Source organism: Tardiphaga sp. GW821-FHT12E02 (genome assembly GCF_058807155.1).
The window spans coordinates 2,211,963-2,227,187 of the sequence record NZ_JBXAQK010000001.1 but is presented as its reverse complement, the minus strand read 5'-3'; the positions used below and the strand labels follow the sequence as shown (position 1 = coordinate 2,227,187).

General features: G+C 62.6%; 11 protein-coding genes. 9 read left to right on the top strand and 2 right to left on the bottom strand.

The features are described from left to right. Positions 1-116: 116 nt before the first annotated feature. The 9 genes from AC1RQ5_RS10505 (at position 117) to AC1RQ5_RS10465 (ending at position 11,176) form a co-directional block, all read left to right on the top strand. Positions 117-2,099 carry a cache domain-containing protein gene (locus AC1RQ5_RS10505; RefSeq protein ID WP_493198781.1) on the top strand — a complete coding sequence of 661 codons (1,983 nt, stop codon included), beginning with the start codon at positions 117-119 and terminating at the stop codon, positions 2,097-2,099. A gap of 92 nt (positions 2,100-2,191) precedes the next feature. Then, a complete protein-coding gene (locus AC1RQ5_RS10500) occupies positions 2,192-2,827 on the top strand; it encodes a hypothetical protein (RefSeq protein ID WP_398477520.1) in 636 nt (211 codons plus the stop codon). Positions 2,828-2,849: 22 nt separating this feature from the next. Then, positions 2,850-3,296 carry a DsrE family protein gene (locus AC1RQ5_RS10495; protein ID WP_493198778.1) on the top strand — a complete coding sequence of 149 codons (447 nt, stop codon included), beginning with the start codon at positions 2,850-2,852 and terminating at the stop codon, positions 3,294-3,296. Between the two features lie 174 nt (positions 3,297-3,470). Continuing rightward, positions 3,471-6,323 (top strand): bifunctional transaldolase/phosoglucose isomerase, encoded by a 2,853-nt coding sequence (locus AC1RQ5_RS10490; RefSeq protein ID WP_493198776.1) that lies wholly within the window; start codon positions 3,471-3,473, stop codon positions 6,321-6,323. 237 nt (positions 6,324-6,560) lie between these two features. Further along, positions 6,561-7,580 (top strand): phosphogluconate dehydrogenase (NAD(+)-dependent, decarboxylating), encoded by a 1,020-nt coding sequence (gene gnd, locus AC1RQ5_RS10485; RefSeq protein ID WP_493198774.1) that lies wholly within the window; start codon positions 6,561-6,563, stop codon positions 7,578-7,580. A gap of 18 nt (positions 7,581-7,598) precedes the next feature. Then, positions 7,599-9,110 carry a glucose-6-phosphate dehydrogenase gene (gene zwf, locus AC1RQ5_RS10480; RefSeq protein ID WP_493203379.1) on the top strand — a complete coding sequence of 504 codons (1,512 nt, stop codon included), beginning with the start codon at positions 7,599-7,601 and terminating at the stop codon, positions 9,108-9,110. Further along, a complete protein-coding gene (pgl, locus tag AC1RQ5_RS10475) occupies positions 9,110-9,847 on the top strand; it encodes a 6-phosphogluconolactonase (RefSeq protein ID WP_493198773.1) in 738 nt (245 codons plus the stop codon). Before zwf ends, pgl begins: the two co-directional genes overlap by 1 nt. A gap of 25 nt (positions 9,848-9,872) precedes the next feature. After that, positions 9,873-10,352 (top strand): gluconokinase, encoded by a 480-nt coding sequence (locus AC1RQ5_RS10470; RefSeq protein WP_493203378.1) that lies wholly within the window; start codon positions 9,873-9,875, stop codon positions 10,350-10,352. Positions 10,353-10,363: 11 nt separating this feature from the next. Next, positions 10,364-11,176: an HAD family hydrolase gene (locus AC1RQ5_RS10465; protein ID WP_398477531.1), complete on the top strand. Its 813-nt coding sequence runs from the start codon at positions 10,364-10,366 to the stop codon at positions 11,174-11,176. A 239-nt stretch (positions 11,177-11,415) separates the two neighbouring features. On the opposite strand, the gene AC1RQ5_RS10460 is transcribed toward AC1RQ5_RS10465, so the two are convergent. Both AC1RQ5_RS10460 and malQ read right to left on the bottom strand, forming a co-directional pair. Continuing rightward, a complete protein-coding gene (locus tag AC1RQ5_RS10460) occupies positions 11,416-13,215 on the bottom strand; it encodes a glycoside hydrolase family 15 protein (protein WP_398477533.1) in 1,800 nt (599 codons plus the stop codon). 23 nt (positions 13,216-13,238) lie between these two features. Further along, the gene (gene malQ, locus AC1RQ5_RS10455; protein WP_493198770.1) at positions 13,239-15,185 is read right to left on the bottom strand and encodes a 4-alpha-glucanotransferase; all 1,947 of its coding nucleotides are present in this window, start codon (positions 15,183-15,185) and stop codon (positions 13,239-13,241) included. Positions 15,186-15,225: the final 40 nt, after the last annotated feature.

Here is a 15,225-nt window from a genome sequence, read left to right as displayed (position 1 = left end):
TAAATAAAGGCGTTTCCGCACGCGCGAGGACGCGCGGATTAACTTTATGGAAGTACCCGCAATGTGACCTACGACGGGCCGCTCGTTCACTGAGCGAATCTGTTCGGGGCATATCCATGACGCATCTTCGGTTTTCGATCAGCCTGCGCATCTATTGCATCATCGGGCTCAGCTTTTGCGGATTGATCGGACTCGCGACATTCCAGGCCACCAAGCTCGCCGATGCGCTGAAGCAGCAGCGTCAGGCTGAACTGCATCATCTCGTCGATCTCGCACGCAGCATCGCGCAGGACGAATACGACCAGGCGCAAAAGGGACGCGGCACCGAAGCGCAGGCCAAGCAGAATGCCGCGACGCGCATCGCAAAACTGCGCTACGACAACAACAACTATTTCTGGATCAACGACCTGACGCCGCGGATGATCATGCATCCGACCCGCCCCGAACTCGACGGCACCGATCTGTCGACCACGAAAGATCCCGACGGCAAGTCGATCTTCGTGGACTTCGCTGCACTCGTGCGCGCCTCCGGCGGCGGCTATTACGACTATCAGTGGCCGAAGCCGGGCGTCGATGCGCCGCAGCCGAAGACGTCCTATGTCACGGGCTTTGCGCCCTGGGGCTGGGTCATCGGCACGGGCGCCTATGTGGACGATCTGAAGGCGCAGGTCTGGGACAACAACCGGCAGGTGATCATCGTCGCCCTCGCCGTGATCGTCCTGCTTGGCCTGTCGAGCATCGGCAATGCGCGGACCATGTCGCGCGCCATTGTCGCCATGACCACCGCCGTGACCAAGCTCGGCGAAGGCGATTTCGGCATAGCCCTGCCCGGCTTGAAGCGACACGATGAACTCGGCGACATGGCGCGTTCAATCGAGCAGTTCAAACTCAAATTCGCGCAAAAGGCCGAGGCCGAGGCCCATGAGGAAGAACAGCGCCACCGCGCGACGAGCGAAGCCACCACAAAGGCGCTGCGCGAGATGGCAGAGACGGTCGAACGCGAGGTCAAGCATGTGGTCGGCGATGTCGCCGCCGGTACCCAGCGGATGAACGAACATGCCGGCCTGATGAGCGACAGCGCCGTCAAGCTCGGCAACAACAGCAGCAGCGTGGCGGCAGCCGCCGAACAATCACTGTCCACCGCACGGACAGTGGCGACCGCCTCGATGCAGCTCAGCTCATCGATCGCCGAGATTGCAACCCAGGTGAATTCGTCGCGCACCCTGACGCTGGAAGCGGTGGAAGCATCGAGCCAGGCCCAGGTCACCATCGCCAAATTGTCGGACGCGGCGGGCAAGGTGGGCGCCGTCACCAGCCTGATCAGCGAGATCGCCAGCCAGACCAACCTGCTTGCCCTCAATGCCACGATCGAAGCGGCGCGTGCAGGCGAAGCCGGCCGCGGCTTTGCGGTCGTCGCGTCGGAGGTCAAATCGCTGGCCGAGCAGACCGCCAAGGCCACCAACGACATCGCCCATCAGATCACCGAAATCCAGCAGGCCACGAAGGATTCGGTGACCTCGATCGGCCAGATCGGCGAAGCGATCCGCAATGTCGAGGCGGTGTCGTCGGTGATCGCGGCGGCAATCGAGGAACAGAGCGCTGTTACAGGCGAGATCTCGCGCAATGTCGCGGAGACCTCGAATGCGGCCCGCGAAGTCGCCGAGCAGATTGCTCTGGTCTCCCGCGAGGCGGTCGATACCGAGCGCCGCGCCGCGGACATCCGCGACGGCTCGGCGGAAATTGCCCATCAAGTGGATCACCTGCGCTCCACGCTGGTGAAGGTGATCCGCACCTCGACCAACGGTGCCGACCGGCGCAAATCACCGCGCATCGATCTCAAGAGCGAGGGCCTGCTGAAGCTGCGTGGCGCGGAGCTGGATATCGTGGTCATCAATCTCTCCCACGAAGCCGCGCTGGTTTCAGGCGCCGATCAGGCCAAGCTCGATGATCCCGTGACGCTGACGATTGCCGGCGTCGCCAGCCGGGTGAACGGCTTCGTGGCCCGCAACGACAAGGGCGGCACCCTGATCCGGTTCGAGACCACGCCGAAGATCAAGCAGATGATCGCCGACCTGCTGGCAAAGAAACAGGCGGCCTGACGCCGCCTGCCCAGCCTCGTTGAACGTATCCCGGGCCCGACGCGACCAAATCGCACGGGCCCAGACGGGCCGCCTCATCTTGCGAGACGCCCATGAGCCGCGTGCCCTTTGCCATCATGACCTTCGTCGCGACCGCAATGCTGGCCACGACGGCTGCCACGGCGAGCGAGGAGCCGGCGAAAATCGATCCCGCCAAGGTCACATCCTTCAACACCACGCTTTTTGCCAAGCCGCCCGCTGCCAAGGGGCTGACCTATGCCTGCTTCACGCGCCGCTACGACGCCGACCATCTGGCGCGGCACCCGAAGCAGAAGGTCGCTGCCATGAAGCTGCTGGTGACCTTCGGCCATCCGCCGGAAGAGAGCAGCACGCCGTATTCGTTCCGGCTCGGCTTCAAATATCGCCACCGCAAGGGCGACTGGGATTCCAGCGGCGCCTGCCACACCGTCCAGAGCAAGGAGACCGACGGCGAAGTGCGGCTCGGCTGCAGCGTCGATTGCGACGGCGGCGGCATCGAGATCGGTCTTGGCAAGACGGCCGATGCAACGCGCGTTCGGCTCGAACGTGTCCGCATCTGGCAGAACAACAAGCCAGACGACGACGGCGAAGAGCTCTCGGCCGGTGCCGACGACAAGATCTTCCGGCTCGATCGCACCAATATCAAGGATTGCGAGGCGCTGATCACCGATCGCAAGGAGCTGGCGGCCCTGCGCAGCAAGCGGCCGTGACCGTCGCGATGAGGAGGACGTCATGAACCGACGCAACATGCTGTGGAGCGCGCTCGTCTCGCTCGGCGCAGGATGGGTCGCGACGCCGGCGCAAGCCGCAACTGAGGCACCGATCGCCAGGCAGAAGGTCGTTTATCACCTCGCCGACAGCGACCGCGTGAATTTCGCCCTCGGCAATATCCAGAACCATCTCGATGGAATGGACGGGCCGGAGCATGTCAGCATCGTGCTGGTCGTGCTCGGTCCGGCGCTGCGCGGCTTTCATCGTAACGGTGCCAATCCGGACATCACCCAGCGCGTGGCGAAACTGGCCAAGGCAGGTGTCGGTTTTGCGGCCTGCAAGAACACCATGAAAGCGCAGGACGTGGCGCTAGACGGCCTGCTGCCGGGATTTGCAGTGGCCGACAGAGGTGGCGTGGTGAGAATCGCCGAGCTACAGGCGCAGGGCTTCGCCTATATCCGGCCGTGACCGCCTGCCGTCGCTCAAAATTTACACAATCGTCATCTTGCCCCGCACACGAGATTGCGATCAGGGCGAAATGGAACCCTTCGCCTTGCCATGCGTAGGGGTTTGGGGCGATCATCGGAACCGGCTTGCGCGCGCGCGCCGTTCGCCTTTGACACAATAGAACCGAAGAGCATCATGAATCCCGTCAAAGCACTCGAATCCCATGGTCAGGCCGTCTGGCTGGACTTCCTTGCCCGCGGTTTCGTCGCCAAGGGCGACCTGAAGAAGCTGATCGACACCGACGCCGTGAAGGGCGTGACGTCGAACCCGGCGATTTTCGAGAAGGCCATCGGCTCGTCCGACGAATATGACGCGCCGATCGCAGCTGCATTGAAATCGGGCGACAAATCGCCGGCCGAGCTGTTCGAAGCGCTGGCGGTGGAAGATATCCAGCATGCCGCCGATGTCTTGAAACCGGTGTTTGACGCAACCAAAGGACAGGATGGCTTTGTGAGCCTCGAAGTGTCGCCCTATCTGGCTCTCGATGCCAAGGGGACGATCGCGGAGGCCGAACGGCTGTCGAAAAGCGTCAAGCGGCCGAACCTGATGGTCAAGGTGCCGGCGACGCAGGAATGCATCCCCGCCATCGAGCACCTGATCGGCGAAGGCATCAGCATCAATGTCACGCTGCTGTTCGCGCAGAAGACCTATATCGAAGTCGCCGAGGCCTATCTGAGGGGCATTGAAAAATTCACCGCGGGCGGCGGCGATCCCTCGCATGTTGCCAGCGTCGCCTCGTTCTTCGTCAGCCGCATCGACGCGCAGGCAGACAAGCAACTGGACGAGAAGATCGCGCAGGCGAATGATCCCGCCGAGAAGGAGCGCCTGAAGGCGCTGAAGGGCAAGGTGGCGATCGCCAATGCCAAGCTGGCCTATCAGGAATATCTGAAACTGTTCGCCGGCCCGCGCTGGGACAAGCTCAAGGCCAAGGGCGCGCAGCCGCAGCGGCTGCTGTGGGCCTCCACCGGCGTGAAGAGCAAGGACTATCGCGACACCATGTATGTGGAGGAGCTGATCGGCAAGGATACGGTGAACACCGTGCCGCCGGCCACGCTGGATGCTTTCCGTGACCATGGCGAAGTGCGTGACAGCCTGGAAGAGAACATCGACGAGGCGACAACGGTGCTGGCGGATTTCGCCAAGACCGGCATTTCGCTAGACAAGATCACCACCGATCTCGTCGCCGATGGCGTCAAGCTGTTTGCCGACGCCGCCGACAAGCTCTATGGCGCCGTGGCACACAAGCGCGCGACCTCGCTCGGCAAGGCCGTCGGCACCCAGGCGCTGGCGCTTGGCGATACGCTGAAGAAGACGGTCGAAAAATCCACCGAGGAATGGCGCGCATCGGCAAAGATCCGCCGGCTCTGGCACAAGGATGCGACGGTCTGGACCGGCAGCGATGAAGCCAAGTGGCTGGGCTGGCTGAACAGCGTGTCTGCCGAAAAGGCAAAACTTGCGGACTACGCTGATTTCGCCAAATGGGTGAAGGCTGAGGGTTTCACCGATGCCGTGGTGCTTGGCATGGGCGGCTCGAGCCTCGGGCCAGAAGTGCTGGCGGTGACCTTCCCGCATGTCGCGGGCTTCCCCAAGCTGCACGTACTGGACTCCACCGATCCCGCACAGGTCGCGACGCTGGCGAAGACCGTGACTATCGCCAAGACGCTGTTCATCGTGTCGAGCAAGTCGGGCGGCACCACCGAACCGAATGTGATGAAGAACTATTTCTTCGGCGAAGTGAGCAAGGCGGTCGGCGCCGACAAGGCCGGAGGGCACTTTGTTGCCGTCACCGATCCCGGCTCGTCGCTGGAGAAGGTCGCCGGCGAGCAGACATTCGCGCGCATCTTCCACGGCGATCCCAGCATCGGTGGCCGTTATTCCGTGCTGTCGCCGTTCGGCCTCGTGCCGGCTGCGGCTGCGGGGCTCGATCTGTCGAAGCTGCTGGAGCATACGCTGTCGATGGTCCGCTCCTGCGGGCCGGACGTGCCGCCGGTGGAAAATCCGGGCGTGCAGCTCGGGCTTGCGATGGGCCATGCCGGGATCGATGGCCGTGACAAGGTCACTATTCTCTCCTCGAAGAAGATCGCCGACTTTGGCGCATGGGCCGAACAACTCATTGCCGAATCCACCGGCAAGGATGGCAAGGGCCTGATCCCGATCGATGGTGAAGAGCTGGGCGCCCCCTCGGTCTATGGTGACGATCGGTTCTTCATTGACCTTCGCGTCGAGGGCGAAAACGACAGGGCGCATGACGACAAGCTGGCGGCACTGGAAAAGGCCGGCCATATCGTCACGCGCATCACGCTGCCGTCGATCGAACATCTCGGGCAGGAATTCTTCCGTTTCGAGATCGCAACGGCTGTGGCCGGTGCGGTGCTCGGCATCAATCCGTTCAATCAGCCCGATGTGGAAGACGCCAAGATCAAGACGCGCGAGCTGACATCGGCCTTCGAGAAGACCGGCGCGCTGCCGCCGGAGACACCGGTGGTGTCGTCTGCTGAGGCCGATCTTTACACCGACACGGCCAATGCCGAACTGCTGAAGAAGGCCGGTGCCAATGGCGATCTCGCCTCCTGGCTGAAGGCGCATTTCCGCCGCGTGACACCGGGCGATTATGTCGCTTTGCTCGCTTATGTCGAACGTGATGCCGCGCATATCGACACGCTGCAGGGGATGCGGATGGCGGTGCGCGACAAGAAGAAGGTCGCGACCTGCGCCGAATTCGGCCCACGCTTCCTGCATTCGACCGGGCAGGCCTACAAGGGCGGACCGGACTCCGGCGTGTTCCTGCAGATCACGGCGGATGATGCCAAGGATCTCGCGATCCCGGATTACCGTGCCTCCTTCGGCGTCATCAAGGCGGCGCAGGCACGTGGCGATTTCGAGGTGCTCACCGATCGCAGCCGCCGCGCTCTGCGCGTGCATTTGAAAGGCGATCTGAAGGCAGGGCTCAAAGCGCTCGACAAGGCGATATCAACCGCACTGAACTAGGAGTCGAGATGCACCTCACTCACCCTGAACGCCGCTGCCGCTTCACCTCTCCCCACCGGGGAGAGGTCGGCGCGCAGCGCCGGGTGAGGGGGAGCCACACATTCGGACGTCACGCGGTGCGCCCCCTCACCCGCCCTGCTTCGCAGGTCGAGCTCTCCCAGGTGGTGAGAGGTGATCTACGGCGTCTGCGGCAGTTTCCAAAGCTCTATCAATTTCCCTCATCTTAGGACCACACCAATGCAGCTCGGCATGATCGGCCTCGGCCGAATGGGCGGAAATATTGTCCGCCGCCTGATGAAGAACGGCCACACCGCGGTGGTCTATGACAAGGACGCCAAGGCCGTCACCGGCCTCGCCGGCGAAGGCGCGGTGGGCGGATCGTCGCTCGCAGATTTCGTCCAGAAGCTGGCCAAGCCGCGCCATGTCTGGGTGATGCTGCCTGCGGGCCATATCACCGAAACGACGATTGATGCGCTCACCAAGTTGCTGGAGCCCGGCGACACCATCATCGATGGCGGCAACACCTTCTGGCAGGACGATGTGCGCCGCGGACAGGCGCTGAAGAAGCAGGGCCTGTTCTATGTGGATGTCGGCACCTCCGGCGGCGTCTGGGGTATCGATCGCGGCTACTGCATGATGATCGGCGGCGAGAAGGAAGTGGTCGATCGGCTCGATCCGATCTTCAAGACGCTGGCGCCCGGCATCGGCGACATCCCGCGCACGCCCGGCCGCGATGGCCGCGATCCGCGCATCGAAGAGGGCTATATCCATGCCGGGCCCGTTGGCGCCGGACATTTCGTCAAGATGATCCATAACGGCATCGAATATGGCCTCATGCAGGCCTATGCCGAAGGTTTCGATATTCTCAAGAACGCCAATATCGAGGCGCTGCCGGAAGCGCATCGCTACGATCTCAACCTGCCCGACATCGCCGAAGTCTGGCGCCGCGGCAGTGTCATTCCGTCATGGCTGCTCGACCTCACGGCATCGGCATTGGCCAAGAGCGGCGAGTTGAAAGAGTATTCCGGCTTCGTCGAAGACTCAGGCGAAGGTCGCTGGACAGTGAATGCGGCGATCGATGAAGCGGTGCCGGCCGAAGTGCTGACCGCCGCTCTGTTCGCGCGCTTCCGCTCGCGGCAGGAACATACATTTGCAGAAAAGATTCTATCCGCGATGCGCGCCGGTTTCGGCGGCCATAAAGAGCCCGATCAGCATCCGGATCCGAAGCGGCAGGACGCGCCAAACATCGTGAAATAAACGACGGAGCCCGCCGTGATTGCCAAGACCAGCGACAAGACCAAAAAGCCCGATCCCTGTGCTTTCGTCATTTTTGGCGTCACCGGCGATCTCGCCCATCGCCTCGTGATTGCAGCGCTCTATAATCTGCAGGCCTCCGATCTGCTGCCGGAAAAATTCTGCGTGGTCGGCATTGCGCGCAAGGGCATGACCGGCGATGCGTTGCGCGAGGACCTGATGAAGGGCCTCAAGCAATATGCGACGCGGCCCGTGGATGATGCGATTGCGCAGAAGCTCTTGAACTGCGTCACCTGCATCGAAGCCGATCCGAGCGAGCCGGACAGCTTCGACAAGATGAAAGAGCAGCTCGACAAACTCGAGGACGCGCGCGGCACTGGTGGCAATCGCCTGTTCTATCTCGCCACGCCGCCGTCAGCTTTTGCACCGATCGCCGAACAGCTCGGCCGCACCGGCATGCTCAAGGAAAATGGCTCGTGGCGCCGCTTAGTCGTCGAGAAGCCGTTCGGCACTGATCTCGAATCGGCGCAGAAGCTGAACACGAAGCTGCTCAGCCTGATGAACGAGCAGCAGATCTACCGGATCGATCACTATCTCGGCAAGGAGACGGTGCAGAACATCCTGGTGCTGCGTTTTGCCAATGGCATTTTCGAGCCGATCTGGAATCGCAACCATATCGACCACGTGCAGATCACCGTGGACGAAAAGCTCGGCGTCGGCCATCGCGGCTCGTTCTATGACGCCACCGGCGCGCTGCGTGACATGGTGCCGAACCATCTGTTCCAGCTGCTCTCGCTGGTCGCCATGGAGCCGCCGTCGCGCTTCGAAGCCAATGCGGTGCGTTCGGAAAAGGCCGAAGTGCTGGCCGCTGTCACTGTGCAATCCGAGGAAGAGGCGCTGACGAATTCGGTGCGCGCGCAATATACAGCCGGCCATGTCGGTAATGACGACATTGGGGATTATCTCAAGACCGAGGACGTCAAAGCGGGCTCGACCACCGAGACCTATGCCGCGCTGAAACTGATGATCGACAACTGGCGCTGGGCCGGCGTGCCGTTCTATCTGCGCACCGGCAAGGCGCTCGGCGTCAAGCGCACCGAAGTGGCAATCAAGTTCAAGCAGGCGCCGTTCGCCATGTTCCGGGACATGTCGATGGAGAAGCTCGCCGAGAACTATCTCGTCATCGCGGTGGAGCCGAATGAAGGCATTTCGCTGAAATTCAACACCAAGGTGCCCGGCCCCGCCGTGAATATCGACGGCGTCGAGATGAAGTTCCGCTACAAGGATTACTTCAATGCCTCGCCGGCCACCGGCTACGAGACGCTGATCTATGACTGCATGATCGGCGATAATATCCTGTTCCAGCGCGCCGACAGTGTCGAAGCCGGCTGGCGCGCGGTGCAGCCTTTCCTCGACGCCTGGAAGAAGGCCGGCAAGGATGGGCTCAAGACCTACAAGGCCGGCAGCGAAGGACCGGAGGAAGCCGATGAACTGCTCAAGCGCGACGGCCGCAGCTGGCGTATCCTGAGCTGATGGCAGAGCACCGCACCATCATCGAAGTCTCGGATGCAGCGGCCCTCGCGGCTGCGGCGGCCGAGCGGCTGATCAAACGGATCGACGCAAACAAGGATAGGCCCGCGATCTGCCTCACGGGCGGGTCGAGCCCGAAGCGGCTGTATGAGCTGCTGGCGACGGATGCCTATCGCAAGCGCATCCCCTGGGAGCGCGTGCACTGGTTCATCGGCGACGACCGCTTCGTGCCAGAGAGCGATGTGCTGAACAATATGGCGATGGCCATGGGTGCGTTTCTCGATGCCTGCGCGCCGGCTGCAAATGTTCATGCGATCAAGACGGACGCGGCCAAGCCTGATGAAGCCGCGGCGCTCTATGCGCGCGAGCTGCAGGCGTTCTACGGCAGCGACAAGCTCGACCCCGCCAAGCCGCTCTTCGATCTCGTGCTGCTCGGCGTCGGGCCGGATGGCCATGTGGCGTCGCTGTTTCCCGGCTATCCCGGCATCGAGGTCAAGGATCGCTGGGTGGTCGGCGTGCCAGAGGCGCATGTGAAGCCGTTCGTGCCACGTGTCAGCCTGACGCTGCCGCCCCTCGCCTCCTGCCATGAGATGCTGTTTCTCATGAGCGGCGAGGACAAGCGTGCCATTCTCGGCCGTGTGCTGGCGGGCGAGGATCTGCCCGCCAATCGTGCGCGCTCGCATGGCGAAACGATTTGGCTCTGCGATCGCGCGGCCCTGCCGGAGGGCGACAGTGTCTGATCCGGCGCCGAAGGCACTGATCGTGATGGGCGTGTCGAGCTCGGGCAAGAGCTCGATCGGGAAGGCTTTGGCCGACCGGCTCGGCTGGCGGTTTGCGGACGGCGACGACTTTCATCCACCCGCGAATGTCGAAAAACAGCGCGCGGGCCAGCCGCTCACTGACGAGGATCGCTGGCCCTGGCTGCAAAGCATTGCCGACGAGATCGACCGCGTCACTGCCGAAGGCGGCAGGCTGGTCGTTGCCTGTTCGGCACTGAAGCGCGTCTATCGCGATCTGCTGGTGCATGGCCGGCACGATATTCGCATTGTCTATCTCGATGGATCGAAGGAGCTGATCGCCAAACGCATGGCGGCGCGCAAAAATCACTTCATGCCGCCGTCGCTGCTGGACAGCCAGTTCAAGACGCTGGAAGTGCCCGGCCCCGATGAGCGCGTCATCACGGTGTCCATCGACGACGAGATTGACGGCATCGTGGATGCCATCATGAAGCAACTGCCGACCTGAAGGATCGCACCATGACCAAGATCGCTCTCGTCGTTTCCGATGTGGACGGCACGCTGGTGACCCATGACAAGCGGCTGACCGACAAGGCCAAGGCCGCGGTCAAGAAACTGGAAGACAACGGCATCGGCTTCACCATTACGTCGAGCCGTCCCCCCGTGGGCATGCGCTTCCTCATCGAGCCACTCGGCATCACGCTGCCGATCGGGCCGTTCAATGGCTCATCGATGGTGGATGGTGATCTCAAGCCGATGGTGCAGCATCTGATCGGCGAGGCGGCGGCGCGCAAGAGCATCGAGATCCTCGACAAATATGGCGTCGATGTCTGGATCTTCACCAATGACGACTGGGTCATCAAGCGCGACGACGGCAAATATGTGCCGCATGAGCGCGACACCATCCAGCATGCGCCATTGATGGTGGAGGATTTTGGCCCGTATTACGCCAAGGCCTGCAAGATCGTCGGCGCAAGTTCAGACTTCCCGCTGCTGGAGCGCTGCGAGACCGAGATGCAGCAGGTGCTGGGTGACAGCGCGGTCGCCGTGCGGTCGCAGAATTATTATCTCGACGTGACGCCGCCGAACCAGAGCAAGGGGACGTTCGTGAAGGCGATGGCGGAGCGGCTTGGCATCTCGCTGGAGGCGATCGCGACGGTGGGCGATATGCGGAATGATCTGCCCATGTTCGCCGTGTCCGGGATGTCGGTGGCGATGGGGAATGCGAGTGACGCCGTGAAAGCGCAGGCGACGGATGTCACGACGTCGAATGAGGATGAGGGATTTGCGGGGGCGGTGGAGATTATCTTGAAGAGGAATGCTGTTTCGTAGCGTCGATTCCTCAAACATAGCCCTCATCCTGAGCGTCTGACTCATAAAGCGATGGGGTATTTTTGGCTCGACTTGCTCAGGACAGTAATCCCAGCTCGCTTCTCCGTCCCTCATCCTGAGGAGCCGCGCAGCGGCGTCTCGAAGGATGGCCGCAGGCTCTGAACCCGGTCAACTCATGGTTCGAGACGGCGCTACGCGCCTCCTCACCATGAGGGACAGAGGTTGGGGTGTCGCTCGCTTCACTTCGCCCTTTCCTTCTTTTTCTCCTGCGGCCGCTTCGCCCCCGCCAGATTATGGGCCACCGCGATCAACGCGATATGCGTGAGCGCCTGCGGAAAATTGCCCGTCTGGCGCTTGGCGCCGCTGTCATATTCTTCCGCGAGAAGCCCGACATCATTGGCGACGCCGACGACGCGGTCGAACAGTTCTTCCGCTTTCGCGATCTCGCCCATCTGGATATAGGCCTCGGCCAGCCATAATGAGCAGGCGAGAAACGCGCCTTCCGCCGGCTGGATTTCGCCGGTGACCTCGCGCGGATCGTGGCGCAACACAAAACCATCACGCATCAGGTATTTTTCGGTGGCGGCGATAGTCCCCGTCACGCGGGGATCGTCGATCGGCAGGAAGCCGACGGCGGGCAGCAACAGGATGGCGCCGTCCAATGTGTCAGACCCATAGGATTCAACGAAGGTGTTTTCGCGGGGGTCAAAGCCCTTCTCGCAGACGTCGCGGTGAATCTCGTCACGCAGCGCTTTCCATCTGTCCAGCGGCGCTTCGAGATCGAACATCTCCGCGCTCTTGATGGCCCGGTCGAAGGCGACCCAGCACATCACTTTCGACAGCACATAATGCTTGCCGTTGCCGCGGCGCTCCCAGATGCCGTGATCCGGGCGGCTCCACACCGAAGCCAGATGTTCGAGAATCTCGCCTTCCACCGCCCAGGTGCCGTCGTCGAGATCAAGCTTGGCCACGCGGCTCTGATGGAAACTGTCGATCAGCTCGCCATAGACGTCGAGCTGCAATTGCGCATGGGCGGCGTTGCCGATGCGCACCGGCAGCGCGCCGCCATAACCTGGCAACCAATCGGCCTCCCATTCCAGCAGGCGACGCTGGCCCATGATGCCATACATGATCTGCATCTCGGACGGCGAGCCGGCCACGGCGCGCAGCAGCCAATGATGCCAGGCGCGCGCTTCGTCGGTATAGCCGCTGTTCATCAACACCAGCAGGGTGAAGGTCGCGTCGCGCAGCCAGCAGAAGCGGTAGTCCCAGTTTCTGCTGCCGCCGAGCTTTTCGGGCAGCGATGTGGTTGGCGCAGCCACGATGCCGCCGGACGGCGCATAGATCAGCGCCTTCAGCGTGATCAGCGAGCGCATCACCAGATCGCGATGCTCGCCTTTATAGGTGCAGCGACCGCTCCATTCCTTCCAGAATTCCTCGGTGTCCTTCAGCGCGTGATCGACATTGATCGCCGCGGGCACCTTCAGATGCGAGGGCCCGTAAGTGAGCACGAATGGCACGCTGTCGCCCTGCTTGATCTCGAATTCGGCGACGGTGGTGAGGTTCTCGCCATGGGTCTCCACCGGCGTGTGCAGCACCGCCATATCCGGCCCGCAGATCGCCAGCAGCGCGCCATCGTCGTCGCGCTTCACCCATGGAATGGCGGTACCGAAACCGAAGCGGATGATCATTTCCATCCGCATTTTCACGGTGCCACGCTCGCCGCGCACGATGCGGACGATGTCGGAGGCGGCCCCACGCGGCGGCATGAAATCGATCAGCGTGACGGCGCCGTCGTCGGTCTCCAGCGTCGTTTCCAGGATCAGCGAGTCGCCGCGATAGCGCCGCTTGCAGGTCTTGATCGGCGCGGCGGGAGCAATCAGCCAGCGACCATGATCCTTGGTGCCAAGCAATGCGGTGAAACAGGCATCGGAATCAAACGCCGGCCAGCACAGCCAGTCGATGGAGCCGTTGCGATTAACGAGCGCGGCGGTCTCACAATCGCCGATCAGAGCGTAGTCTTCGATATTGCTGAACAAGATGTCTCCGCCGCTGACAAGGGTTAGGTCACTGCGGACGAACTCCTCTCCGCAGTCGCAATCTTCAGGGCGTCGCGATCGATGCTGTCCACGAGATGCTCCACGGTGGCGGGCAGACGCTGCCGCCAGTTGGGATGCTCGTCGATTGTGCCGGGAATATTCGGCTGATCGGTGACGCCAAGCAGATCTTCCAACGCGATGGCTTCGAGACGGGTCCGCGTGCGCGCGAGAAAGTGAGCGACGCCGTAGAAATCGGTGCGGTCGATGCCATTCTGTCGCAGCACCTCGTCCAGCATCTGCAGGGCATAGCGGCGCGCATCGTCGCTCTCGCCGGGATCGATGCCGATGGAGCGCTTGAGCTGCAGGTCGTGATAGCTGCGCCAGCCGCTATAGGTCGGCAGATCGTGGGTGTTGAAGGTCACCAGTGCATTCGGCTGGTAATAATCGATGCCGCGGAACGCGTAGCGCTCGTCGCGCTCGAACATCATCACGAGATACGACCAGATGCCCCATGCTGCCATATGATCGCGGAAACCGTCCGGGACGGTGCCGAGATCTTCACCGATGACGACGCAATTGTTGTCGACGCTTTCCTGCGCGGTGACGGCGAGCAGCGCCTCCAGCGGCATTTTGACATAGGCGCCGTTATTGGGCCGATAGCCGTGCGGCACGACATAGAGGCGGTTGAGGCCGAGCACGTGATCGAGCCTGATGGCACCGGCGTAACGCATGGAGGCGCGCAGCATCTCCTTGAACGGCGCAAAGCCCTTGGACTCCAGGCCGGCCGCGTTGAAGCCGGCGAGGCCCCAGTTCTGGCCGGCGGGCTGCAGCGCATCGGGCGGCGCGCCGACGGAGAGATGCCGCGAGATCGCGACCTGCTCATTCCAGGCATCGAAGCCGCCGGCCTGTACGCCGACGGCGACATCGAGATAGAGGCCGACCGGCATTTTCAGTTCGATGGTGAGATCGAAACAGGCCTTGAGCTGAAGATCGGCATTCCATTGCACATATTCGATGAAGGCGACTTCGGCGCCATCAGGGCCGGCGCGAAGCTCGGCGCATCTGGCGTCGTCGGGATGCTGCCATTCGGTCGGCCAATCCCACCAGGCTTTCTGATAGCGATGGCGCAGCACCTCGAAACAGGCGAAGCGCGTCAGCAGCGGGCGCTCGTTGCGAAATGCAGCGAGGGCGGCCTGACGCGGTGATTTTGCATCGGCCTGAAAGACGTCGAAGGCGGCGCGCAGGGCTTTCCATTTGGCGGTCGCGACGGCCGGGTAATCCACCAGCGTCGAGCGCCGGAGCGGCGCCAGTTCGCTATCGGCGGCTCCGGTGAATTCCGGCAGCGCCTCGACATCGATATAGAGCGGATTGAGAAACAGCCGGCTGTTCGGCGAATACGGGCTGCATTCGGATGGGCGATCGTCGAACAGCGCATGCAGCGGGTTCAGACCCACGCCACCGGCCCCGAGACGGGCCCCGGCGCGAATCAGACTCTGCAGGTCGGTGAAATCGCCGATGCCCCAATTGCGCTCCGAGCGCAGGCCGTAGAGTTGCACGGCCACGATCCAGCTGCGTTCGAATGTGCCGGCATAGGCCTTGCCCGGCGCCACCACGAGGGCGGCCTCTTCCGAATAAAGCGAGGCGTCTGCCAGCCGCAGGCGGTGCACGCCGATGGGCAGATCGGCCGGCCAGGCGATCTCTCGGCCATTGGCCGAGCCCTCGGCCACGAGCCGATCGCCGTCCCACACCTCCCATTTCAGCGGCCCTGTCACAGCCTCGGTGAGCTGCGTCCGGCCACCCTCGCCCGCCGGCAGCGCCACCACATGATCGAGAAAACGGCGCGGGGCGCGCACCGGCAGCGCGTCGAGAATGATCTTCAGCGCGGCGGCGTCAGTGGTGTGCCACTGCCCCTGTCCGTCGTGAAAACCGGTCTGGATGCCGAGTTCGGCGGCTTTGGCGTCAAGGTCCATTCGGCACGCACTTTGCAGGGCAAACAACTGCGGAACAATT